Below are 25,608 nucleotides of genomic sequence, written 5' to 3'. Positions count from 1 at the left end.
TGTTTCAACACGTACGACACATTCCAATGAGTTAAATAATGAAATGTTGCAAAAGGAACAAAGCTTAATTCAGTCTATTGCAGAAATTATTGACTGCTCTAATGAAGGAAAAGAATCCGTTCACCGCTTACTTATTGTAATTAATAAATTAGGTGAACAATCCCAACGCACGTCTAATAGTATGAATCATCTAAGCGAACGCTCAAAGGAAATCGAGCAAATTGTAGAAGTCATTCAAAACATTGCAGCACAAACAAATTTACTTGCTTTAAATGCGAGTATTGAAGCCGCACGTGCTGGAGAACACGGTAAAGGATTCGCTGTCGTTGCCAATGAAGTAAGAAAACTAGCAGAAAGTACAGCAGAAAGTACAAAAAACATAGGCAACTTAACGAAAAAAATTCAAGAAGAAATTGAAAAAGCATACGATAACACAAAAGATAATTTACATTTAGTCGATGAAGGTGTAGAAATGAGCGCCGATACAAACGCTAGAATTGAAAATATTTTAGTTATGATTCAAACGTTACAAAATGGTGCTACAAATGTTATTAAGGCTATTGAAAACCAAAAATCTTGTAATGATGACATATTACGAGAATTCGCTAACACACAACAAATGTTCCAAAAATTAAATACTACTATTATGAATCATATTCATGATGCTGAAAAAGTCGATGTTCAATTGTCTAAAAGTCTTCAAGGAACAGTAAATTCTTAATTAAAAATAAAAATCCCTTATACTGCTATGAGGGATTTTTATTTTATTTCGAATATTTATTTCTTTTCAATATTCATCCATATCTTTGTTATAATGGAAAAGTTGTTTCTTTCAACTAATAAACAAGGAGGTTATTATGGAACAATTTTACTACGTTTTAAAATATTTAATTCTCGGTCTGTTCCAAGGACTAACAGAACCAATTCCGATTTCTTCAAGTGGTCATCTCGTTTTAGCACAACATTTGCTAGGACTAAAAATAGAAGGGTTTAGCTTCGAACTACTTGTTAATTCAGCTTCATTATTAGCTGTATTACTTATTTATAGAAATGATTTAATTCGTCTAACGAAGAATGGTCTCTCTTATATATTTACAAGAGCAGAAGACGCAAAATCAGATTTCTTCTTTATTATTTATCTTGTTATTGCAACCATTCCAGCAGGTGTTATTGGTGTTTTATTTAAAGATTACATCGATCAGTACTTAAAAGGTGTGAAAATGGTTGGGATTTCCCTTCTTATTACTGCTGTCGGCCTTTGGATTATTAGAAATTTACGTGGTCGTAAAAATGATGGCGACCTTTCTATGAAAGATGCAATCATCGTCGGATTAGCACAAGCTTGCGCACTGATTCCCGGAATAAGCCGATCTGGTGCCACAATTGTAGCAGCAATGTTACTTGGTATGAAGCAAGAAACAGCTCTTCGCTTTTCATTCTTACTATACATCCCTGTTAGCTTAGGTGGCTTATTGTTAAGCATTACTGACATTGCAAATGATCCAAATCTAGACACATTATTCGTGCCATATGTTGTTGCATTCATCGCAACATTTATCATGACGTATATTTCACTAAAATGGTTTATGAACATTATGGCAAAAGGAAATTTAAAATATTTCTCTTTCTATTGTATTATCGTAGGTGTACTTACTCTTATTTTCTTATAAAATGAAACTTACAAATTGAAAGCGAGTCATTCTATTACACTAGATGACTCGCTTTTTTATACCTGTATTAAGTTAAAATCTATCATTTACTTTGAATTTTCTGAATAGTATAATATTATTTAAGTTCACTATTATAGTAAAGCTATCTTTCCTACTATTATCGTAAAAGAGGTGTTTATATGTTTATTGTTACTAAACTCATTCATATTAAGTACGGATATGAAAGTGAGCTTCTTTATGGGCTTAAACAATATTATCCTTCTCCCGGAACGAACGGTTGTATTAACATAGAGTTTTCACATGTTCATCGTACAAATGATAAGGCAGAATATATGATTCGTATGTTATGGAAAACACAACAAGATTACCATACATGGCTTTCTCAAAGAGAAAGAAATGTAACTTTGAAGCGCAAAATACAAAGCTATATCCTTTCTTCCAAATCAAATGCTAGCTATGTACATTAACCCTTCTCTTTTTATTCCTTACGAGGGGCAGTGAAACTTTAATCAGCTCTCATCAATCGGGCTGTTCACAAATAACGAGATAAGGCCCCTCTTACTTTTCATACTGTAAGAGGGCTTCTCTTATGCATACACTTTCTTCTCTTGACAATACAAACGAATAACATGTTTATTTTGTTGAAATACATCATGCGTCAGACGAATAATAATAAAGTTTCTTTTTGTTTGATCATCATGAACAAAAATCTGTTCTCCCTCCTGAAAACGCCATGCACTTTCAAAAGTCGTAATATGATCCCCACTTACAGAAAAAAGTTCATATCGCATCTCTTGTACCCTCTCTCAACTTATATAATCATAATATCCTCATATTAAATTTATTATAACTTAATTCCTATAAAATTAGTAATTATTTCTATTTCGAAAGATTTTAACTTTGTATTTAAATATTTTTAGCGCTATAATGATAAACGAATTTTCATTGAAAGGAGTTTTACTTTGACTGCATATTTATTTCCAGTAAAAACAGCATTTATTTTATTTCCCTTTTTAGCAATGTTTCTTTTAATCCCTTTTTTAATATTTAATTATCGAAAATACGGTTATTTAAATAAATGGCGCTCATTTATTTTATACTCATTATTACTTTACTTATTAAATGCCTATTTTCTTGTTATTTTGCCGTTACCACAAACGTTTGATACTTGTAGCCTACAACCGGCTAATACACAACACATGCAACTCTCACCATTTTATTTCATACAAGAGATTAGTAGTCATACATCGGCAGTTTTAACGAAACCAGCTACTTATTTCTACTTATTAAAAGAGTCTGCGTTTTTACAAGTTGCATTTAATGTTCTATTAACTGTTCCATTCGGTATTTACTTACGTTATTATTTCCGACGTAGTTTCTTACAAACAATTTGCATTTCCTTTTTCCTTTCACTATTTTTCGAGCTAACACAAGTGACTGGATTATACGGTATATACAATTGTGCATACCGATTATTTGATATCGATGATTTGTTTTTAAATACATTAGGTGGCGTAATTGGTTTTATCATTGCACCAATATTTACGTACTTCCTTCCGAAGACAAACGAGTTAGATAGTCATATTGATTTGGAAACGAAACCAGTCGGATTCATTCGTCGCCTTATCGCGATGCAAATTGATTGGATTTTCTTATCTATCGTCGTACCTGTCGTTAAAAACAAAGGAAATTCTTTCTTCGTTTCTAATATGCAATCTTACACGAATATGTATGAACTCATTTTCATTACGTGTTCAATCCTTATTTATTTTATTCTTATTCCATACTTTACAAATGGAAAAACAATTGGGAAAGCATTGCTCCGCATTCATCTGAAAGGAAAATCAGATCGTATTACATTAAAAGAACTATTTATTCGCTACGGTATATTTTATTTTGCGTTAGGCGGAATCAATTATATTCTTTCTAGTAGCTCTATGTTAAATCATACAGAACCTTTAGTATTACTCGTTACATTGTTATTCCTATTTATCATTAACGGCCTATTCATTATTCATGTTTTACTGCATGTATTTAGCCGTGATAAACTACTATTTTATGAACATATTAGTCATACAAGAAATGCAATTACACTAAAAAAAGCTGACAAATAATTATTTGTCAGCTTTTTTATATACATAATGTGAAACTTTAATCAGTGGGGGTCTTACTGCCCAGCAAATAGCGGGATAAATAACTTTTCTGCATAAGGATTAAAAAACATTCCAAGTTCATCTAGAGACTTCCTCGCCTGTAAAAACGAATGAAACTCTGGATATATATCTTGTAATTGCTCATACGATAATGTATGCATTTTCCCCCAATGCGGACGCCCTTCATACTTCAGAAAAATTTTTTCCACTTCGCCAAAGTAAGCAGCATATTTCATACCTTTATACATATGAACAGCGATATACGCTGAATCTCTTCCATAGGCTGGACTAAGCCATATATCATCACCTTTCACATAGCGGCATTCGATCGGGAAGTGCACCTTATACTTTTTCTTTTCAATAAGATTTGAGATTTCTTCTACAACCGTCCTCATATACTTTGAAGGAATGCTATACTCCATTTCATAAAATGGTACCGTACGTGATGTAGCAAATACTTCATAGCTCGGGCCAATTATTTTTGTGTTTGGTACAGCCTTAGCTGATAATCGACTCACTCCTTTACTTATAGAAGGAAACCATTTACACCCTTTAGATAGCAAAGAGAACATCCTATTTTCAAGTAACTCCACCTTTAGTTTATGCCATTTCAAATCACTGCCTGTATGCGTTGTTTCGTTCGTAAGTTTTACTTGTACTTCATCAGAATAAGGAAAAACAAAAAATTCAAAGTGACGATGCTTCTTATACTCTTCTAGTTTATTCATTACAGTAGATAATGACTGTTTTTCACTTTCATAAACGAGTGAATACGCTGGAATAACCTTCAATTTTATCTTTACAATGATACCTAACATTCCAAGTGACAACTGAAACGCTCTCCAATATTCTACGTTCTCAGCTTCCGAACAAACTATACTCTCACCATTAGATAAAACGGCCGTAATCTCTATAACTTGTGTTGATAAACTCCCAAAGGTAATGCCCGTTCCATGAGTCCCCGTACTAATCGCTCCTGCAATAGATTGTGAATCAATATCCCCTAAATTTTCTTGCGCATAACCTTTTTCCTCAAGTAACTTCCCTAAATCATATAACTTTGTTCCTGCCCACACTTCAGCGACCATCTTCTCTTCATCAATATTCACAATGCCCTTCAATTCATCTAAAGAAACTAAAACTTCTTCGGTTTGCACAAGGGGTGTAAACGAGTGTCCTGAACCAACAACACGAATTTTCCGCCCCTTTTTTCGTGCAAGCCCCACTACTTCTACTACATCTTGTATACTTTCTGGATACATCGTATAATGCGGCGTTCCTTCTACATTCCCTGTCCAATTCCTCCACTTTTGTCCCTTTATAGAAAGCATTGGCCATCCCCCCGATATGTTGAATACTCCCCAACAATCTCTCCTTTTTTAACACGATACAAAAAAAGAAAGCGCTCACATAATTCACCAGCCTTACTATGACGAAACAAAATGGACTCTCCTATATCCACTCGTTCCTCGCCGCTATAAAAAATTGGCGTTTGTACCTCGCCAGCACCTTCTAAAGCTAATAGTTTTGCACCCTTCGGTCTCCAAACTTCAGGCTCTTTATCTTTTCCAACTGCTCCTGAAGCAATATATCCACCACCTAGGCAAGTGTAAATAAACGGGACTGGTTTACGCACAACTGGTAAAGCAAATCCGACCGCTGGATGAAATTTCACCTCTTTATAATAATCAAACAGCTTCGGAGAATAAAAAGCAGAACCTATTGTAATCTCTGAAACTGAATTATCTTTCTCAGTTGTTTTTATGCTTCCTGTTCCGCCTCCATTTACAAACCTTAGCTCAATACCAAGTTTTTGTATTGCTTTTACAATATATTCTCTTCTTTCTTTCACTTCTAGCACTGATTTCTGCTTTAAATACGAAATCACTTTACTTTTCAGCCATTGATTCGGTATATGGTCTCCCACCCCAGCAATTTGAGCTTCATAACCCATCACACCATCTAACATTAAATATGATGACCTTCTCACCTTTTCTACTACTTTCAACGCATCCTGCACATTTTTTACTGGGGATCTTTGTACACCAAAATGAAATTGAAAGAAACGACTACTCATATCAATATCCAAACAAACACGAAAACATCCTTTAGATTTCTCAGCAATTTTTTCTAAATACACAATATGCTCTTCACAATCCACCATACAAGTTATAATGAAACCTTTCTTTGTTAGCAAACTAATTTCACACAAAGCTCTTTCATCATAAGCAGGATATCCGAGCAATAAATCATTAAATCCTTGTTCTATTAAAAATAAAACCTCTCTAGGTGAAAAGCACATAATACCTTGAAATCGATCATTTGCAGCTAAAATCTTTTGCATAATCGGAACAGAACGTAACGATTTACTCGCTATACGAATCTTCTTATTTCCACTTAACTCTATAATCGATTGAATATTTCTATCTAAAGCCACTTCATCCAAAAATGCACACGGTAATGGAACTTCTTTAAAAATTCCTCGATCCACATTTTTCTCTCCTCTTTTCAATATGTCTTATACATATTGGAAAGAAAGTATGATTTTCCTGTTTGCAAATAAAAAAAGTTTCTTCTTTACGAAGAAACTTTTTGAAACTACTTCATAGAAATAGTCGCCTCTACTGGATAATGATCAGAGTAATCATTATACGTATATTTTTGGAACCACGATGTAACAGTCCATTGTGGAGATTTCGGCTGTAACACCTTATTCTCTATATACGATGGGTTCGCATGGTCTTTGCTTGCAATAATATAATCTAAATATTCGGCAGGACTATCAGGGAAATTATATTTTGCAATACTGTTTGTCGTTGCATCCCAAGTCGCTGTATGTCCAGTATAAGATGGTACAGAAGCGTTCAATGTTTTAAACATAGATGCATACTCTGAATCATTATTGTTCTCTGCATTTATCTTATTTACGTTCATATCACCACCAATTAACACATACTCATTATTTGGTATATTTTTATTTTTAATAAAATCTTGAATTTCTTTTAATTGGTTCGTACGTACAGATGCTGGTGAAGTTTTTCCGCACATACTATCTTCAGCCTGCAAATGCGTCCCAATCACGTGAACGAAACGATCATTTTTCTTAATTTTCGTGTATACAAATCCTTTATTCGATAAATTATCTGGCCCGCATCCTTTTGCAAATACATATTGAATCTTTTCAGCGATTGGCCATTTGCTCACAATCGCAACGCCACCATCTTCAGGAGTTGAAGATGAATAGTTTCCTAACGTTTTATCCCATTCGCTTCCACTACTACGACCTAATACTGCTGTTTGATTTGGATATTCTTTCTTCAAATTGCCTAATAAACGATCTGAAGCGCTATTATCAAACACTTCATTTAATATAACAACATCTTGATTCTTTATATAATCTGCCGCCCCGATTAAATCAGCACGCTCAGTTTGTCCCCAGTTCGGATATAAGTTTGTTGATAGCATATATACATTATGCGTCATCACTTTTAATGTATCATTTTGATTTGTAGATGCTTCTGCTTGAGCTGAAGTTCCGCTATATAAAGCTCCTAAACCAACCCCTAAGCTAAGTACACCTTTTAGCAATTTACCTTTCACGTTTCATACCTCCATGTATTGTATAGTAATAAAAAGGCCAAATACTCTATTCTGAGATTTGACCTTTTTCAAATACTTAACGATTTCCGTACGTATCAAACCAAAGCTGAATGTATCCAGCAGTAACACGTTGTGCATCCATTAAACGCTTACCTGTCATTGGTGTAACTTCAGCGCGCCATTTATCTGCATATTCTTGTGATACAGCTGCTCTTACGAACCAATCTTTCGTATTATCATTTACAATGCCAGCGTAATCTTGTTTCGCAACTACTGCCGCTCCATGAATCCAATCTTCTGGATTCGTACCTTTCCAGTTCCAATATCCATTTCCATCCGTTACTTTATAATTATCTTTTATCGTATCTACAAAGTTTTCATATTTAGAATGGAATCCTTGTGGATACGAAAGGTTCGTAAAGTTTGCCGCATGCATCGGTTGGTTTACATCCCCTAAATAATGAAGAGATAAGCCTAAATAGAAGAATGCTTGTTTCATATCTTTATTTTTGTAAGACTCACCAGCTAATTTAAAATATTTAGCTCCAGTTTCCTTTGCCTGCTTTGCATACGGAATATAAGTTTTCCCATTGTCAGGGTCATAGAAATGTGAAGCAAATGTGCTATTATCATAATAAGGATTTTCATAGTCAGCAGCATAAATACCGTTCTCTAACTCAGTACGCCATTCATTTAATAGTGCAACTCGATCTTGTTTTACAAGTGTTGTATTACGAGACATAATATCAATTGCACGGTTTACAATCCATAAATGAGAATTCACGCCTTCTTTATGTTTATCTTCAGCAGACCAGCGTGGAATAACTCCAAATCTCTGTCCCCCATCATTTTCATGAGCAAATGCAACACTTTGTAATGGAGCAACTAATGTAATAGCTGCCGCTAAAGCAAGTACTTTCTTTTTCATATAAAATCCTCCATTTTATAATTGAATTATTGTAAACATTTTGTTAGGATCCTATGATGTCGTCCGGTTAACCTATGACTAGAATATCCCACCTTTCACGAAATTTCTATCACTAAATTAAAATATGCAAATGTTCATATCATTATAACTTTATACACAGTGAATATAATGAATGAATACACTTTCATTTTAATAAACTATTATTAAGGCTTGTCTAAACTAATGTAAAAAAAGAGTAAAGCATACACATGCTTTACTCTTTTTTTCTATTCGATAATATACTTGGCAATTGTACATTAACTGCCAACTTATGTATAAATCCAAACACTAATCCGATCCCTATAAATATGTATAATATCGTAAATATCTTTCCGAAGTCAGTTTGGGGACTAAATTGCCCATCACCGACAGTAGTCAGCGTCACAACGCTAAAATATAAAGCATCCAGAGGACGTAACCCCTCCACTGTACTATAAAAGATTGTACCAGATATTAATGTCAAAATTGTTAATACGAATAACACTTGAAATTCTTTATCTTTCCATGCTCGCAAACAAGCTTTTAGCATCCGTTTCAATGTCAACATAAATGAAAGCATTAGACTTCCCCTTCCAAACAAAATACCTTTAGTTACAGGAAAGTCTATCACCTTTCTGTACAGAAAAAAAGTAGCCCTCTTCTATTTCTAGAAAAGGGCTACTTTTTTCGATTCTATCTTATTTAGGTGAAACAAGAATTTTCACTTGGGTTTTATCTTTTACAAGTGCTTCAAATCCTTCTTCAACAACTTGATCGACTGTAATTTTTTTCGTAATTAATTTCTCTGCTTGAATTTGACCAGAGCTAATTAATTTAATAACAGCTGGGAAGATGTGACGGTATCCTAAAATACCAATAACTTCTTTTTCTTTTAATACTAAGTTATTTGGAGTAATTGTTGCGTCTTTTTCCCATACACTAACAATTACAGTTTGTCCTTCGAAGCTTGTACTTTCAATCGCTTGGCGTAGTACAACTTCAACACCTGTTACTTCAAAGCTAACATTTACACCTAAACCATTTGTTAAGTTACGAATTTCAGCTAACACATCTTGAGTTGCTGGATTTAATACATAATCCGCACCTGCTAATTTCGCTAACTCTTGACGTTCTTTAGAAAGTTCAACTGCAATAACAGGAGTTGCTCCTGCTGCTTTAGCTGCTTGGATAACAAGAAGTCCAATTGGACCGCAACCAAATACCGCTACAGCTTCCCCTTCTTTTAATTTACTTTGACGTACTGCATGAACTGCTACTGCTGCTGGTTCTACAAGCGCACCTTGTTCATACGTCATTTCATCTGGAATGTGATGAACCATATCTTCTGGTACTACTGTATATTCAGAGAAACCGCCGCCTTCTCCGCCAAGACCGTGGAAAACAAGTTGTTCACAAACATTGTAATGTCCATGTTTACAAGCTTCACATTTACCACAAGAATAAATTGGCTCTACAACAACGCGGTCTCCCACTTTATGAGATGTAACTCCTTCACCAATCTCTATTACCTCACCACTAAACTCATGACCTAAAATAACAGGTGCTTTCACATGTGTTAATGGATGTTCTTCTGTTGGAATAAAAATAGGCCCTGCTAAATATTCATGCAAGTCTGTCCCACAAATACCACACCATTTAACTTTGATTTTCACTGTTCCTGGTTTTACTGTTGGTTCTGGTACTTCTTCTACTCGTACATCACGTTGATTATGCCAAAGTAGTGCTTTCATTTTATACATCCCTCTCTATGTATATACTTAACCTGGTGAAGTTTACAATTCTATTATAATACTTCTATCCATATATTTCAAAAAAACAATCACATTCCCACTAATTTTTTACAAATAACGTTCAATATTTTGTCACTTTGTACTTTTTTCCACATCTGTTAATTCAATTTCATTGCAGGTGAAATTAGCATTGTGCCATAATAGCATAGGAGAGGTGAATATCGCTTGAAATATTTTATTTACTTTATCGTTATCGTGGCATTTTTAGATACATTTTCACAATTACCTATTATGAGTACATTCGCTCAAAGCCTTGGAGGAACTCCTCTTATTATCGGGCTAGTTGTCGGTATGTACTCATTCGCTAATATGATCGGTAATATTATTGCTGGAGCCGCTGTCGATAAATTTGGTGCAAAAAAAATCCTTTATATAAGCATGGGAATTACGAGTTTCATAGTCTTGTTATACACCGTTGTTCAAAGTGGTGAACAACTATTAGTTGTGCGCTTTATGCATGGATTTAGTGATGGCTTTTTAATTCCTGCTGCCTTTACATTTTTATCAAAACAAACAAATGCAAAAAGACAAGGAAAAGCAATGGCTCTATCTGGTGCTGCTGTTGGAACAGCCGCAATCGTAGGACCTGCTTTCAGCGGTATTATGAAAGCAACAGCTGGCGTAGAGTGGGTCTTCATTACTATTTCTATTTTAATGGCTCTTGGTACGATCGTATCTCTATTCTTCTTACCAAATAACGTATCAAGAAAAGATACATCAAGAACGCAAATGATGAACAAAGAAGATATGGTTGAACTTTTAAAATCAGAACCGTTATTACAAGCATATATTGGTGCTTTCACATTAATGTTTTCACAAGGGATTGTCACTTATATGTTACCAGTAAAAGTTGAGGCATTAGCGCTTAAAGCATCTACAACAGGCATGATGTTAAGTGTATTCGGTATTACTGCTATCCTCTTCTTCTTGCTTCCAACAAATCGTATTTACGATCGATTTAATCGTTCGAAACTAATGCTAATCGGAATTGCAGTTATGGCATTCGCATTATCTTTACTCGGATTATTTGCTACAAAAGGTATGCTCTTTATCGTAATGATGATTTATGGAATTGGATTCGCAATCCTCTTTCCGTCTATTAACGCTTTACTCGTTGAAAATACTACAGACGATAATCGCGGAAAGGCATTCGGATTATTTTATGCCTTCTTCTCATTAGGAGTTGTTGCTGGCTCCTTTACAGTCGGCGCAATCGGAGCATCACCTAGCATCAGCTTCATTATCGGGACAGCATTTTTATTAACATTTGCTGGGATGATTTATGTAAGAAGCAAAGTAAAAAAGACAATGATGGGATAATCCATCGTTGTCTTTTTTAAAATGCATATTGATATAATCCGTAATATAATGGAAGCGTTGGAATAATGCCAATTAATTTAAATATAAAAGGTAATGGCTCATCTCGCTCTTCATATAAACGAAAAACAAAAACTGCAGTTAAAGTCCAAATGACGCTAAACAAGAAGATACATTTCCAAACAATTGAGGTTAATATTTGTATATCAAATACAAAACCAAAGAGCCCTATCCACGTAATAATAGATACTACAAAGTCAAACTTTTGAATTGGTGTTTGAAACATACCCCTTACTAACGAAATAATAGCTAACATTGCTACAATAACTAAATATATTTTCCAAAGCATAATGATAATCTCCTATTCAATTTAACTTTTAACTTTCAGCAAACCATATTTAATAAACAATATAGCATTATATTTTTCATAGAAATAATACAATGGATAACAAAATAAAAAGAAAATAAGTACAGTTGGTACATTGTCTACAATAGAAAAATATTTTACTAGTAATTCCTTAATACTCTCTCCAATAATAATAAACAATGGAATTATACAAATCATCGCTAATATTAAACATGGCGTTACCCTTATTTCTTTCAACTTCACCTTACAATGTGGACACCTTAATGAAAAAGGATGCGGGAGATCAATAATATGCTGTACAGTAATATCCCCTTCACACTGTGGACATTCAATAACTTCTTTCATTTATCGCTTACTCCTTTCTATCTATAAAAAGAGCCCTATTGAATAGAACTCTTTTTTGCCCAATATATTACTTTTGTGTATAACCAAATAACAATGTAAATAAATTGAGCCGTAAAGGCAATAATACATCGCTTCTTTTAAAAAGAAAGTTTATAAATACCGACGATACTTCGACAATTTCCTCGGAAATATTTCCTTTCCCCACATAATTTGATACACTACACATGAATAAACACTTGTATTACATAAACTAAAATAATAACTTACTGTACAAATTAAAAAGCACACTCTTCATATGAAGAATGTGCTTTTATGTTATTAACGTTTAATCCAAACAGCGCCTGCCGATTTATCTTCTGCCTGTCCAACAACTTGGAATTTAAGTCCAAGGTTTGGAACTTTTCTTCCTGCATCTGCAATTTGCTTGTTACTATATACTTTTGAATCATCAAAAGTTGTAACACCTTGTAATCCAGAATAGTTAAACTGACCACGTGTTAATGAATTTACACTCCATGCTGGTGTTTTATCAAATGAAAATGCAGCATCTGCAATTTGCATGCCCGTATTACCGTATGCTGGTTTTCCGTTTAAATTACCAACTAGCGCTTCTGGATGAGAATCTACAACACCAAGGAATCCTTCACCTGGATGCACCCCAACCCAGTTATCTTTGAAACTATCATCTGCATACCAAACGACAAGACCTGTATTATACACTGGACCTTTTCCTGCTTTTAAACCATTATCTGATCCCGCATAGTTTCTCCACTCTAAGTAGTAATGATGAGCTTTCTTCTCTGTCCCATCAGAAACAACAAAACCATTTAAATTCATTTTAGACTGTCCTTCTGCATCATCAGAAAATACAACTTGTCCATCAACAGTTACATTTACATTGTCCATCGCAAAACCTTTATATGTTACAGCTGGATCTGTAATATAGTCTAATTGTAGTTTCACTTTTTTGCCTTTAAATTGACTTAAATCATATGATTTATCAATCCATTTCCCATCTGTTGTATCTTTATCTCCTTGGACTACTTTTTCTCCAAGTCTATCAATTAATGTTTTCGTTCCATCTTCTGTTACTGCATGTACTTCGACGAAATCGCACTCTGCTTCTAACTCATAATTTGCTTTATAATCGAATTTTGCATTTGTTCCTTTTGTTAAATCAAAGAATGGTGTCTCTAACGTTGTATGCATATCATCGCCTCTTGTACTATAATATGCATGCTTTCCAAACTCCGGTTTAATCGTTTCAACACTTTTACCTGGTAAGTTAACACGTACAACGCCTGGACGATTTGATTTCGTAACACTTTGATCAATATAGGTAGGAACTCCCACACCACTCTTAATTTTATCGTAATCTACTTCTAATATTTTTGCCCAGTTGCCACCCATATTCTTTTGTAAGAAGTCTTTATTTTGTGGTGAAAAACTTGTCGGCTCCGTTCCTGCGATTTTTCCTGTCCAACTACCTCCACTCATTAATGACCAAGCTTCGACAGGTGAACCATTTCCAGTATATTTCGTGTCATATTCATCTGGTAATCCAAGATCATGTCCAAATTCATGCGCAAACACACCTACAGCTCCATCTTCTGGTTCAATTGTGTAATCATGTGCTGCTACTTTTCCACCAAAGTAATCTACTTTTGATTTTGTACCTTCAATCGCTACTGGATCTACTGCTAATTTTGAACGATGTGACCAGATCGCATCATCACCTAATTTACCACCACCTGCTTCTTGACCAACACCAGCATGGATTACCATTAAATGATCAATTACACCGTCAGGTTCATTTTGATTCCCATCCCCGTTTGTATCATACCTATCAAACTGATCAAACTGAGATAAATCTAGTCCTTTCTCAGCAGCTGCATGCAAAGCTTCTTTCACTAAATCACGTGCACCTTTCGGACCTTTATTATCATGACCACTGCTACCATCAGCTCCATAATCAGATGCTTTTCCTGGAACTGTTAGCCACTCCGTTACATATCCGTCTGTCGTATAACTACCACCAGACTGCTCTTCATAGTATTGTTTAAACGTTTTTACTTTTGAACCATCAAATAATGTATAAGGCTCCTTACCGAACAACATCTTTTGATAATGTTCTCTACTAAAGTCTTTCGAATACATATAACCTGGTGTTTGATCAATATTATTATGTTTATAATCACTAAATTCAACGAGTAGCACTAATACTTTATCCGATCGAACAGATCCTTTATATGGAGCTTGCTTTGCTTTTGAAGTTGGAACTTGCCCATTTAATTGCTTTTTATTTGGTTCTGGCTTTTGCTCAAGATTAATATTTTTTTCAGTCTTTTTTACATTTTCCTTTTCTTCCATCTTTTTCTCTTTTACTTTTTTTGTGAAATCAGACGTTTCTTGTGAGTGAGCATCTGGAAGAATTTCTTTGTTCGCCTGATCTCCTTGTTTCTTTTCAATATATTGCTCGACAGCCTTTTTCGTCTCTTCTTTAGAAGATGCTGGATTAATTGTTCCTCTTTCTTTCAAAGCTTCCGCTAAACGATCTTCTTGAATTAAATTGTAATCAATTGACGTTGTAGACACATTCTCTTTCTCTTTTGCTGGCGTTTCTGCATATGCTAACGGCGCACTCATTACAGATGTGCATCCGATAATTGCTGCAATTGCTAATGATGACAACACTTTAAATGGGGCTTTTCTTCTCATTCCATTTCTCTCCTTTTATAAAACTTAAAATTCAGATAAATCGGTGCATTTTTGTCGAAATCTCTGTTTACTACCCTCCCTATATAAAAAGACATAATTCTATAAACATTAAACTTTCTGTTATAGAATCATGCCCTCCAGTTTTCTGGTCAGACCCTCTATCTGTTTATCCCTTGGTTCAACTAATAATCAGTGTGCTGATGAACAAAGCCCCCACTGATTAAAGTTTCACTTTATATCGAAATATGAAAAATAAAGAGTTATGTGATATATATTAAATATCTTATATAAAAAATTTAAAAGACAATATGCAAAATTGCATGAAAATTCTTTTAAATAAAAAAAGAATCCTAGTCAATTAAACTAGGATTCTTGATTTTCTATTATTTCTCTTGTGTTTTTTCCCAATCAGCTAAGAATTTCTCAATTCCTTGATCTGTTAATGGGTGCTTCACTAATGAAGCAATTACGTTTGCTGGGATTGTTGCAATATGTGCACCGTTTAATGCTGCATCAGTTACGTGAACGCTGTGACGTACAGATGCTGCAATGATTTCTGTTTCGATGCCATGAATTGCAAAGATTTCTGCGATTTGACGAATTAAATCCATACCGTTATGACCGATATCATCTAAACGACCTAAGAATGGTGAAACATATGTTGCACCAGCGCGAGCTGCAAGTAATGCTTGAACTGCTGAGAATACTAATGTAACGTTTGTACGAATTCCTAAATCTGAGAATGCTTTTACTGCTTTTAAACCTTCTGTTGTCATTGGAACTTTTACAACAACGTTTGGAGCAATCTTCGCTAATTCTTTTCCTTCTTCAATCATTTTATCAGCTTCTAAGCTAATTACTTCTGCACTTACAGGTCCTTCTATAAAGCTGCAAATTTCACGAATACGCTCATGGAAATCTACGCCTTCTTTTGCTACAAGTGATGGGTTTGTCGTTACTCCAGCTACTACGCCTAATGCATTTGCCTCTTTAATTTCGTTAATGTTTGCTGTATCAATAAAGAATTTCATTTGTTATTCTTCCTTCCTAATTTTCATTTTATATTTATTTATTTTTCTTAATAAGCTCTAATTCAATCGGAATAGATTTGTCCACTTTTTTACCTTGTGTTATCTCTTTTGCTGTTTGCATCGCCTTCTCTCCGATTAATTCCGGTTTTTGAGCGACTGTTGCAGCCATACGCCCATCGTTAACCGCTTTCACAGCATCTTCTGTTGCATCAAATCCAACAACTACTACATCTGTTTTTCCAGCAGACTTCAATGCTTCAAGTGCACCTAATGCCATCTCGTCGTTATGCGCAAACACGGCTTTAATATCACCATTTGCTTGCAAAATGTTTTCCATAACAGATAATCCTTTCGCTCTATCAAAATCAGCCGCTTGTTTGGCAACTACTTTTAAAGACTTATCGGCTACGTTATGGAATCCTTTCCCACGTTCACGAGCAGCAGACGATCCAGGGATTCCTTCTAACTCAGCAACGTTTGCTCCTTCGCCGACTAATTCACGAATGTAATCACTAGCCATTTGACCACCTTCGATATTATTAGATGCAATGTGAGAAACAACCTTACCTGAATTCGCAACGCGGTCTACTGTAATAACAGGAACATTTGCTGCATTTGCCGCACTTACCGCTGAAGCAACAGCATCTGAATCGGTCGGATTAATAACAACTACATCGACACCCTTTTGAATTAAATCTTCAACATCGTTCGTTTGCTTCGCTGCATCATTTTGCGCATCAACAGCAATCAATTCGATGCCGCTATCTTTCGCTTTCTTTTCTGCACCCTTTTTCAAAGTTACAAAGAAGGGATTATTTAAAGTTGAAACAGAGAATCCAACTTTAATAGTTTTATTTCGACCTTTATCGCTAGAATTCTTTGCCCATTCTGGTGGTTCCATTGAACAACCAGCAGTAATGACCATAATACATGCAACGAGTATAAGTAACCATTTCTTCATGAACTGTCCCTCCATTACGCTTCTTTTCGGCGATCAATTAATACAGCTAGTAAGATTACAAGTCCTTTTACAACTTGTTGGAAGAAAGAAGATACACCTAATAAATTTAAACCGTTATTTAGTACACCGATAATTAGTACACCGATGAATGTACCAACAATCCATCCTCTTCCCCCAGAAAGACTTGTTCCACCTAATACAACTGCTGCAATTGCATCTAATTCGTAAGAAGTACCTGCAGTCGGCTGTGCAGAATCTAGTCGTGATGTTAAGACAATACCTGCAAGCGCTGCCAAAATTCCGGAAAGACCGTAAATCATTACTTTAATTCTCGTAACATTAATACCTGATAGTGCTGCTGCTTCTTCATTTCCACCAATTGCAAATGTACGACGGCCAAATGTCGTTTTCTTCAAAATGAAGTACAGTACTGCGAAAGCGATCATCATTGTAACAGCTGGTACCGGAATACCAAGAAAATAACCGCGGCCAAACATTTGGAACATTAAATGATCACCAAGACCAGTGATCGGACGTCCGTCCATATAAACAAGCGTCAACCCACGAAAAATAGTCATTGTTGCTAAAGTTGCAATAAATGGAGCTACTTTTCCTTTCGCAATGATGATACCGTTTACAATTCCCATTACAAGACCTGCTAATAGTCCAACTGCCATTGCAAGGAACGGATCCATGCCACTTGCCATCATTCCAGCAACAAGTGCACTTGATAATGCTAAAATAGAACCTACCGATAAGTCAATACCCCCTGTTAAAATTACAAAGGTCATTCCGAATGCAATAAGCGCATTAATCGATACTTGACGCAGTATATTAAATAAATTTGGAATTTCAATGAACGCTGGATTTAAAGCTGTAATTACGACGATAATTAATACTAAACCGATTAAAGAACCGAGTTGTTGTAATACATTCCCCTTCTTAGCCATCCTTACTCTCCCCCTGTAGCTAGTGCCATAATAGACTCTTGTGATGCCTCATCTTTCCCTAAAATGCCGCCGACTTTTCCTTCATGAATAACAAGAACTCGATCACTCATCCCTAAAACTTCCGGAAGCTCAGATGATACCATAATAACGGCATCGCCTTGCTCTGTAAGCTTATTCATGATAGAGTAAATTTCTTTTTTCGCTCCAACATCTACACCTCTTGTTGGCTCATCTAAAATGAGTAATTGCGGATGAATGCCTAGCCATTTTGCGATTACAATCTTTTGCTGATTTCCACCAGAAAGAGATTTCACTGCCTGCTCTCCGCTAGATGCTTTCACATTAAGAAGCTTCATCATATCTTCTGTAAACTGTTGTTCTAGCTCGTTGCTCAGAACACTTCCCTTTGAAAGACTTTCTAAATTCGGTAACGATAAGTTTTCTCGAATTGAGAAATCTAACACTAACCCTTCAGATTTTCTATCTTCTGTAATGAAAGCAATTCTTTGTCTAATTGCATCTATCGGACTATCAATCTTTACTTCTTGTCCATTTATAAAAATTTGTCCAGAATCTAAAGGTTCATAACCAAATATCGCTTTCATAATATCAGTGCGACCAGCCCCCATCAAACCAGCTACACCAAGGATTTCACCTTTCCTCACTTGAAACGAAACATTTTCAAATTTCCCTTTCTTCGTTCCGTTACGCATTTCAAAAATGACATCACCAATTTGACTATTTCGCTCTGGGTAACGTTCACCAATGCTGCGCCCCACCATCATACTCACTACTTCATCAAATGATGTTTCTGGAATTAATCTCTTTCCAACGTATTCTCCATCACGCAAAATCGTAATGGCATCACATATTGAGAAAATCTCTTCCATACGATGCGAAATGTACACGAATGAAACACCTTCTTTACGTAACTTATTGATTACTGTAAAGAGCGTTTCGATTTCACGATCCGTCAGTGCCGCAGTAGGTTCATCCATAATAATAACGCTCGCGTTTGTCATTAACGCTTTCGCAATTTCGATAATTTGCTGTTGTCCAACCGATAGTTCCTCTGCTAACATAGCACCTCTTACATGCAATCCTAGCTCTGCTAGTTGCTGCTGCGCAATCGCGTTCATTTGTCGAGTGCGTAAAATACCTGTTTTCCCATACATTAACTCTTTACCAAGAAACATATTTTCAGCTACTGTTAAATTCGGCAATATGTTTAGTTCTTGATGTATAAATGCGATGCCGTACTCTTCAGCTTCTTTCGCATTTTTAAAGGTGCGCTCTTGCCCATCAATCGTGATTGTCCCATCATCTTTTTTGTATACACCTGTTAAAATCTTCATGAGCGTTGATTTACCCGCTCCATTTTCCCCCATCAATGCATGGACTTCTCCTGTTTCAATCATAAACTGTGCATTCTTCAAAACAGGATTGCCATTGAACGCCTTTGAAATGTTTTTCATTTCAATATGCATTCCCATCACTTCCCTTTATTAAAAAATCACGCCTGCATGTAAAATTACATTTGCATAAGGCGTAGCCTCGCCTGTACGAATAATCGCCTTCGCTTTCTTTGTATGCTCTTTAAATTGTTCATGAGATACATACTCAAATGCTGGCTCTATTAATTTTTGCTCGATCTCTTTATTTACTTCCGCATTATTTATAATGACTTCTTCTGCTAACGTCACTTTTTCGATTGCCATATCATCAGCTACAACTTGTAACACCTCTAAAAAACTCGGTTTTCCAATCTCAACAGCTAAATCAATTCGTTTTACTCCATCCGGAATCGGTAACCCGCAATCAGCAATTACAACCGTATCTGTATGCCCAAGTGAAGCAAGGACTGCCGCGATTTCACTGTTTAATACACCATGCTTTTTCATCCAACAATCACCTGCACTTCACGTACTCGATCTCTCGTTGGCATACCGCCCTGTGCTCCAAGTTTCGTTACAGAAAGACCACCGGCAATATTCGCGAAACGAATTGCTTTTTGAAGTGTCTCTCCTTCAGAAAGTGCAACTGCTAACGCACCATTAAATGTATCACCAGCTCCAGTTGTATCCACTACATCAACAGCAATGCTAGGAACATGTACAATCTCCGTGCCATTATGGAAACGAACACCGTTAGAACCTTCTGTCATCAATAATTTATTTGGATACTTCGCCAATAAATCTTTAATTGGTGATGTAAAATCATCTAATACAATGCGGCACTCATGTTCATTTGGCGTAATATAAGTTGCTTTTTCTAAAATTTCTTCTGATAAAACTTGTGCTGGCGCTGGATTCAACATAACTGGAATATTATGTTCTTCACAAATAGCCAATACATATTTTACTGTTTCAAGTGGAATTTCTAGTTGAAGAACAACCATATCCGCTTTTACAAGAAGGTCTTTGGAGCGATCTACAACTGACTTATTTACAAGAGCATTTGCCCCTTGTACGACAACTATACTGTTATCTTCTTCTGCTAAAACGATATGAGCAATTCCTGTCGTTCTATCTGTAACCGGTACCACATAATCGATAAAAATGCGTTCGTTCTCTAAATTTTTTCTAACTACTGTTCCATAATCATCATTTCCTACCGCTCCAACCATTGCTACATTTGCTCCTAACCTAGCTGCAGCAACTGCTTGGTTTGCCCCTTTCCCTCCTGGGATTGTATGAAACGCTTCACCAATTACTGTTTCTCCTGCTTTCGGCCGTTTTTTTGAAACAGCCACTAAGTCCATTGAAATGCTTCCTACTACTGCAATATTTGGCATCTGTTTCATCTCCTTACTTCGTTGTATTTCGTTCTATAATTTCAATCGGCAAACGATAGTGTTTCTCTTCTAATGTATTTCCTTCCATTTGCTCTAACAACAACTCTGTTGCAATTTTCCCCATTTCATATATCGGTTGTGCAACTGTTGTAATAGATGGATACATCATTTCTGTTAAAGAAATTCCATCAAATCCGATAATTTGTAAATCATCTGGAATGGCAATCCCCTTTTGAAGTGCAGCCTTTACAATACCAATCGCAATTAAATCATTCCCAGCAACAATACCATCAATATGCGGGTATTCTTCTAATAATTCCATCGCTACACGCTCACTATTTGCTGGCTCAAACGTACTCTCCGCAATCATATACGAAAGGTTATTTTGCGTAATAACGTCTACAAAACCTTCAAAACGTTCATTTGCAGTACTCACATCACGTGGACCGCGAATATGTGCAATATGTTTACATCCTTTATCTAGTAACAACTTTGTCGCAGCCTGACTTCCTGCATAGTTATCTGCATATACAGTAGGAATACGCTCATTAAACATACGGTCAATCGCAACAACCGGGACAGATAAATTCATGTAATTAACACTATTTTGTGGATTTGTTGCTACAATAAATCCATCTACATTATTTTGTCTAAGTACATCAATGTATTGTTTCTCTTTTTCTAAACTTTCATCAGAGTTACAAAGGACAACTGTGTAACCTTGTTTATGTGCTACATCTTCTACGGCACGTGCAACTTCTGGAAAGAACGGATTCACGATATTTGGAACAACTAAGCCAATTAAACGAGACTTTTTATTATACAGTGAACGTGCTACTGTACTAGGCTTATAATCTAACATCTCAATTGCACGCTCTACCTTTTTTAATGTATCTTCGTGAACATATCCATTTTTATTTAAAACTCTGGAAACGGTCGCAACAGATACTCCCGCTAATTTCGCAACGTCTTTAATCGTACTCATTCTCTTTTCTCCTCATTTCATGTAACCGTTTACAGAAAATAATATAACGTATTTCTAAAAATACGTCAATCATTTCTCACTAAAAAGCTTTTAAGGTTATACTCAAAAAAGCACCGCCATAAGGCGATGCTTCTTCATTACGAGTATGATACAGTTTTTTCTTTTTCTTCTACAGCAGGCTCTTCAGCATCTTTTTTACGATCTGATAATTTAATTTTTTGTAAGAAAATCGTAAAGATGGCACCTACTACGATAAATACTAATCCTGTTAAGAATACAGTATGAAGCGAGTCTACTAAAGAGTTTTTCAAAATAGGTACAATGCTGTTAGCAAACGCTTCTGGCATTTGTTTTAATGCCTCTGGGCTAAATAGCATCGAATATAAACCTTGTGGATCTGTGTGAATCATATCTTTAAATTTCGTTACCATTTGTCCCGCTTCTTTCGGGAATGTATCTAATACAGGTACTAATTTATTTGTTAACGTTGTACCTGAAGTGTTATTCATAATTGATCCTAAAATTGTAATACCAAATGTTCCACCAATTTGACGGAAGAACTGACTTGATGACGTTACGACACCAAGGTCTTTTTTCGGGAAGCTTTCTTGTAACGCTAATGTTAATGTCGGCATTACAAGACCCATTCCTAAACCGATAACCATCATATAAGAAGTAGCTGTAAGCTTCGTTGTGTGCATATCCATCGTTGTTAATAACCAGAAACCACCGGCCATAATAAGCATACCTGCGATAATTTGTGGTTTTACACCAACTTTTAATACAAGTTGCCCACCGATAATACTCATTACAATCATTGTAATCATCATTGGAGTCATAATTGTTCCTGATTCAGCAGCACTTACTCCTACAATACCTTGCATGAAGAATGGTACGAACATAATCGCGCCGAACATTCCAATACTCATAAAGAATCCAATCGCATTCAGTATTGTAAATGTGCGATTTTTAAAGAAATGCATTGGTAAAATCGGCTCTTCAGCTTTCGTTTCAACAATAACAAAGCTAACGATACCAATTACAGCTAGTGCGAATAAACCGATAATTTGCCAAGAATCCCATGCATAATCTTTTCCGCCAAACGTTAGCGCAAGTAATAAACTTACAACACCTAGAATCATCGTAAAGATTCCAGCGATATCAATTTTAATTGGTCCTGTTTGTTTATGTGATTTTAATCCCATTGCAATAAAGATTGTTGCTAAAATACCAACCGGTAAGTTAATGTAGAATACCCATCTCCAGTTCACTGCATCTACAATCCAACCACCAACTTGCGGTCCAATTACAGAAGCAAGACCGTATAACGCACCAAAAATACCTTGCCATTTCGCACGTTCTTTTCCCGTGAACATATCTCCAATAATAATCATAGCCATTGGCATCATAATACCGCCACCAAGACCTTGAATACCACGGAAAATAATTAATTCTGTCATACCATTCGCCATACCACATAACGCCGAACCAATCATAAAAATAACTAGCCCTGTTATATATACGTTACGACGACCAAGTAAATCCGCTAATTTACCTGCAATTGGTACAACTGTCGTTGATGTTAACATATAAGCTGTCGTTAACCATGTCATTAAACTTAATCCGCCTAGGTCACCGACGATACGTGGCATTGCTGTACCAACAATTGTTCCATCTAATGCAGCAAATAGCATCGCGATTACTAAACCGATTAACAACAACTTTCTATTTTGATTTTCTTGTTGCTCCATGTAATCTCCTCAATTCCTCTTAGTTATTCTCTTTTTTCTCTTGTGTCCCGCAAATAATGGTTTCTAACTTCTCAAAGAGACGTAATAAATCTTCTCTTTCTTGCAACTCTAAATGTGAAAAGTATTTTGCAATATGCTCATTGCGAGCTGTCATTGCCTCTTCTACTCTAGCTTTCCCCTTTTTCGTTAACTCGATGATGACAACACGACGGTCATCTTTGTCGTGATAGCGTTCTACAAGTTCTTGATCGATTAGACGATCAATCATCACTGTAATCGCGCTAGGCTTCACATACATCTTTTTTGCTAATGTTGTCGCTCTTGAAGCCCCATAATGATCTAAAATCTTTAAAATATAAAACTGCGGTGGTGTAAGTCCTGTTGCTTGCATTTGTTCTAATAACTCCGTCTGCATTTTCTTTCCAATCGAAAAGGCAAGAGCTTGAATTTTATCGATATGCGTCATATCATTTGGCATGTTATCCACCTCTTATTTAAACAATAAAATATTTAACGTATTTAAATATTAATCCCACGAACAAAATCCGTCAATACTTTTATTCATAAAAACGTTTACATTTTTGTCACAAAGTTGTATAATTTTCGACGAAGTTAATATTGACAGTCACGGAGAAACGGAGTACACGGCTATGAATCATAAAAAAGGAAACTTTTTTATATTTCATGGCCTTTTTATATTCTCTGTCTTAAAACGCTTCGAATTAATTAGGGGAGGATTTTCATTTTATGTTTTTCACACAATTATTTAAACCTGCGCCCCACGCGGAACGCTTACCAGCTGATCGCGTTGATAGCGAATACCGTAAATTACGTTTACAAGTATTCTTAGGTATCTTCATCGGTTATGCAGGTTACTACTTTGTTCGAAAAAACTTTTCACTAGCAATGCCATACTTAATCGAACAAGGCTTTAGTAAAGGGGAACTTGGGGTTATCCTTTCAGCAGTATCTATCGCTTACGGATTAAGTAAATTCTTGATGGGTATCGTATCCGATCGTTGTAATCCTCGCTACTTTTTAGCAGCTGGGCTATTTTTATCAGGTATCATTAATATTATTTTCGGCTCATTTTCTTTCATTACAACGAGCATTATACTTATGTTTGTACTTCAGTTTTTAAATGGATGGGTACAAGGTATGGGATGGCCTCCTTGTGGTCGTACGATGGTTCACTGGTTCTCTATTAGCGAACGTGGTACAAAAATGTCTATTTGGAACGTCGCTCATAATGTCGGCGGCGCGCTTATGCCTTCTCTTGTAACATTAGGCTTATACTTCTTTGCAAATGACTGGAAAAGTATTTTTTACTTCCCAGGTATTCTTTCAATTTTAGTTGGTATTTATGTATTAATTACGATGAAAGATACGCCTCAATCTTGTGGACTACCTTCTATTGAAGAGCATACTGGAGAATATCCACCAGATGAGAAAATAAAAGATCGCGAACGCGAACTTTCGGCAAAAGAAATTTTATTTAAATACGTACTAAACAATAAGTTTTTATGGTACATCGCTATTGCGAACGTTTTCGTATATTTCGTACGTTACGGCGTTGTAGACTGGGCTCCTACTTATTTAGTAGAAGAAAAAAGCTTTACTCATAGTAGCTCACGTACTGCTTATGCTCTATATGAATGGGCTGGTATTCCAGGTACACTTCTTTGCGGATGGATGAGTGATAAACTATTTAAAGGACGTCGTGCACCTGCTGGTATTTTATTTATGGTTGGTGTATTTATCGCAGTTCTTGTTTACTGGTTAAACCCTCCTGGTAATCCAATGGTTGATAGTATCGCACTTGTCGCAATTGGATTTTTAATTTACGGACCGGTTATGCTAATTGGTCTACACGCTCTAGATTTAGCACCAAAGAAAGCTGCTGGAACTGCAGCAGGCTTAACTGGATTCTTCGGTTACTTAGGCGGAGCTGCTTTCGCTAGCGCCGCTATGGGCTTTATCGTAGATGCATTCGGATGGGATGGCGGATTTATCTTATTACTTGCATCTTGCATACTTGCAATGTTCTTCCTTGCCCTTACTTTAAATACAGGATCAACAAAACAAAAGCAAGCTTAAGTACAAATATTATACTTATCAAAAAAAGAGAGACCATTCTTTCCAGAATGCCTCTCTTTTTTCTACATATAAATCTTTTTTCTTACAAAAGATTTATTTTCCTCTCATATAT

The 25,608-nt window shown here is 35.8% G+C and carries 24 protein-coding genes and 1 pseudogene; 6 read left to right on the top strand and 19 right to left on the bottom strand.

Annotation, left to right across the window (positions count from 1 at the left end):
- Window positions 1-190: 190 nt before the first annotated feature.
- The 3 genes and pseudogenes from MRP26_RS31145 to MRP26_RS24880 all read left to right on the top strand — a co-directional run.
- A pseudogene (locus MRP26_RS31145) lies at window positions 191-721 on the top strand (methyl-accepting chemotaxis protein); the annotation flags it as partial.
- A 136-nt stretch (window positions 722-857) separates the two neighbouring features.
- Window positions 858-1,670 (top strand): undecaprenyl-diphosphate phosphatase, encoded by an 813-nt coding sequence (locus MRP26_RS24885; protein ID WP_000434794.1) that lies wholly within the window; start codon window positions 858-860, stop codon window positions 1,668-1,670.
- A gap of 179 nt (window positions 1,671-1,849) precedes the next feature.
- Window positions 1,850-2,137, top strand: a complete 288-nt coding sequence (locus tag MRP26_RS24880) for an antibiotic biosynthesis monooxygenase (protein WP_053565233.1) — start codon at window positions 1,850-1,852, stop codon at window positions 2,135-2,137.
- Window positions 2,138-2,257: 120 nt separating this feature from the next.
- Here MRP26_RS24880 and MRP26_RS24875 read toward each other — a convergent pair whose 3' ends face one another.
- A complete protein-coding gene (locus MRP26_RS24875; protein WP_001268332.1) occupies window positions 2,258-2,461 on the bottom strand; it encodes a hypothetical protein in 204 nt (67 codons plus the stop codon).
- A 171-nt stretch (window positions 2,462-2,632) separates the two neighbouring features.
- Here MRP26_RS24875 and MRP26_RS24870 point away from each other — a divergent pair, with 171 nt between their 5' ends.
- Window positions 2,633-3,784: a VanZ family protein gene (locus MRP26_RS24870; RefSeq protein ID WP_000128025.1), complete on the top strand. Its 1,152-nt coding sequence runs from the start codon at window positions 2,633-2,635 to the stop codon at window positions 3,782-3,784.
- A gap of 53 nt (window positions 3,785-3,837) precedes the next feature.
- Here the strand turns inward: MRP26_RS24870 and MRP26_RS24865 are convergent, their stop codons facing one another.
- The 6 genes from MRP26_RS24865 to bdhA form a co-directional block, all read right to left on the bottom strand.
- Window positions 3,838-5,154, bottom strand: coding sequence for a D-arabinono-1,4-lactone oxidase (locus tag MRP26_RS24865; RefSeq protein WP_000948958.1), 1,317 nt, complete (start codon window positions 5,152-5,154; stop codon window positions 3,838-3,840).
- On the bottom strand, window positions 5,142-6,314 hold the full coding sequence (locus MRP26_RS24860) for an amino acid deaminase/aldolase (RefSeq protein ID WP_098126224.1): 1,173 nt from the start codon (window positions 6,312-6,314) through the stop codon (window positions 5,142-5,144). The genes MRP26_RS24865 and MRP26_RS24860 overlap by 13 nt, the downstream gene beginning before the upstream one ends.
- Before the next feature lie 107 nt (window positions 6,315-6,421).
- Window positions 6,422-7,423: a sphingomyelinase C gene (sph, locus tag MRP26_RS24855; protein WP_000676799.1), complete on the bottom strand. Its 1,002-nt coding sequence runs from the start codon at window positions 7,421-7,423 to the stop codon at window positions 6,422-6,424.
- A 76-nt stretch (window positions 7,424-7,499) separates the two neighbouring features.
- Window positions 7,500-8,351, bottom strand: a complete 852-nt coding sequence (gene cerA / locus MRP26_RS24850; RefSeq protein WP_000730997.1) for a phospholipase CerA — start codon at window positions 8,349-8,351, stop codon at window positions 7,500-7,502.
- Between the two features lie 253 nt (window positions 8,352-8,604).
- The gene (locus MRP26_RS24845) at window positions 8,605-8,949 is read right to left on the bottom strand and encodes a potassium channel family protein (protein ID WP_000948244.1); all 345 of its coding nucleotides are present in this window, start codon (window positions 8,947-8,949) and stop codon (window positions 8,605-8,607) included.
- A gap of 118 nt (window positions 8,950-9,067) precedes the next feature.
- Window positions 9,068-10,120, bottom strand: a complete 1,053-nt coding sequence (gene bdhA / locus MRP26_RS24840) for a (R,R)-butanediol dehydrogenase (RefSeq protein WP_000645827.1) — start codon at window positions 10,118-10,120, stop codon at window positions 9,068-9,070.
- A 225-nt stretch (window positions 10,121-10,345) separates the two neighbouring features.
- On the opposite strand from bdhA, the gene MRP26_RS24835 reads away from it, so the two are divergent.
- The gene (locus MRP26_RS24835; RefSeq protein ID WP_000873271.1) at window positions 10,346-11,500 is read left to right on the top strand and encodes an MFS transporter; all 1,155 of its coding nucleotides are present in this window, start codon (window positions 10,346-10,348) and stop codon (window positions 11,498-11,500) included.
- 16 nt (window positions 11,501-11,516) lie between these two features.
- Here the strand turns inward: MRP26_RS24835 and MRP26_RS24830 are convergent, their stop codons facing one another.
- From MRP26_RS24830 to MRP26_RS24775, 12 genes are all read right to left on the bottom strand, one after another.
- A complete protein-coding gene (locus MRP26_RS24830) occupies window positions 11,517-11,846 on the bottom strand; it encodes a hypothetical protein (protein WP_000964465.1) in 330 nt (109 codons plus the stop codon).
- 21 nt (window positions 11,847-11,867) lie between these two features.
- Window positions 11,868-12,209 (bottom strand): hypothetical protein, encoded by a 342-nt coding sequence (locus tag MRP26_RS24825; RefSeq protein WP_000665754.1) that lies wholly within the window; start codon window positions 12,207-12,209, stop codon window positions 11,868-11,870.
- A 318-nt stretch (window positions 12,210-12,527) separates the two neighbouring features.
- Window positions 12,528-14,927 (bottom strand): M6 family metalloprotease immune inhibitor InhA2, encoded by a 2,400-nt coding sequence (gene inhA2, locus MRP26_RS24820; protein WP_242807039.1) that lies wholly within the window; start codon window positions 14,925-14,927, stop codon window positions 12,528-12,530.
- 383 nt (window positions 14,928-15,310) lie between these two features.
- Window positions 15,311-15,958, bottom strand: coding sequence for a fructose-6-phosphate aldolase (fsa, locus tag MRP26_RS24815; RefSeq protein ID WP_000667666.1), 648 nt, complete (start codon window positions 15,956-15,958; stop codon window positions 15,311-15,313).
- Window positions 15,959-15,992: 34 nt separating this feature from the next.
- Window positions 15,993-16,919, bottom strand: coding sequence for a ribose ABC transporter substrate-binding protein RbsB (gene rbsB / locus MRP26_RS24810; RefSeq protein WP_242807038.1), 927 nt, complete (start codon window positions 16,917-16,919; stop codon window positions 15,993-15,995).
- Window positions 16,920-16,933: 14 nt separating this feature from the next.
- The gene (locus tag MRP26_RS24805) at window positions 16,934-17,869 is read right to left on the bottom strand and encodes an ABC transporter permease subunit (RefSeq protein ID WP_001074641.1); all 936 of its coding nucleotides are present in this window, start codon (window positions 17,867-17,869) and stop codon (window positions 16,934-16,936) included.
- Window positions 17,870-17,871: 2 nt separating this feature from the next.
- Window positions 17,872-19,356 (bottom strand): ribose ABC transporter ATP-binding protein RbsA, encoded by a 1,485-nt coding sequence (gene rbsA, locus MRP26_RS24800; RefSeq protein ID WP_064532095.1) that lies wholly within the window; start codon window positions 19,354-19,356, stop codon window positions 17,872-17,874.
- Between the two features lie 18 nt (window positions 19,357-19,374).
- Window positions 19,375-19,770: a D-ribose pyranase gene (gene rbsD / locus MRP26_RS24795; RefSeq protein ID WP_000716151.1), complete on the bottom strand. Its 396-nt coding sequence runs from the start codon at window positions 19,768-19,770 to the stop codon at window positions 19,375-19,377.
- Entirely contained in the window at window positions 19,767-20,663 is an 897-nt protein-coding gene (gene rbsK / locus MRP26_RS24790; protein WP_197241441.1) for a ribokinase, read from the bottom strand. Before rbsK ends, rbsD begins: the two co-directional genes overlap by 4 nt.
- 13 nt (window positions 20,664-20,676) lie before the next feature.
- The gene (gene rbsR / locus MRP26_RS24785) at window positions 20,677-21,648 is read right to left on the bottom strand and encodes a ribose operon transcriptional repressor RbsR (protein WP_000104051.1); all 972 of its coding nucleotides are present in this window, start codon (window positions 21,646-21,648) and stop codon (window positions 20,677-20,679) included.
- Between the two features lie 137 nt (window positions 21,649-21,785).
- Window positions 21,786-23,399 (bottom strand): MDR family MFS transporter, encoded by a 1,614-nt coding sequence (locus MRP26_RS24780; RefSeq protein ID WP_000437647.1) that lies wholly within the window; start codon window positions 23,397-23,399, stop codon window positions 21,786-21,788.
- A gap of 19 nt (window positions 23,400-23,418) precedes the next feature.
- Complete coding sequence (locus tag MRP26_RS24775) at window positions 23,419-23,877, bottom strand: MarR family winged helix-turn-helix transcriptional regulator (protein WP_001132365.1); 459 nt, start codon at window positions 23,875-23,877, stop codon at window positions 23,419-23,421.
- 269 nt (window positions 23,878-24,146) lie between these two features.
- On the opposite strand from MRP26_RS24775, the gene glpT reads away from it, so the two are divergent.
- Window positions 24,147-25,496 (top strand): glycerol-3-phosphate transporter, encoded by a 1,350-nt coding sequence (glpT, locus tag MRP26_RS24770; RefSeq protein ID WP_000466388.1) that lies wholly within the window; start codon window positions 24,147-24,149, stop codon window positions 25,494-25,496.
- Window positions 25,497-25,608 lie beyond the last annotated feature (112 nt).

The sequence above is a fragment of the Bacillus sp. CCB-MMP212 genome (assembly GCF_022748145.1).
Lineage (GTDB): Bacteria > Bacillota > Bacilli > Bacillales > Bacillaceae_G > Bacillus_A > Bacillus_A cereus.
This window is presented reverse-complemented; position numbering and strand designations above follow the sequence as displayed.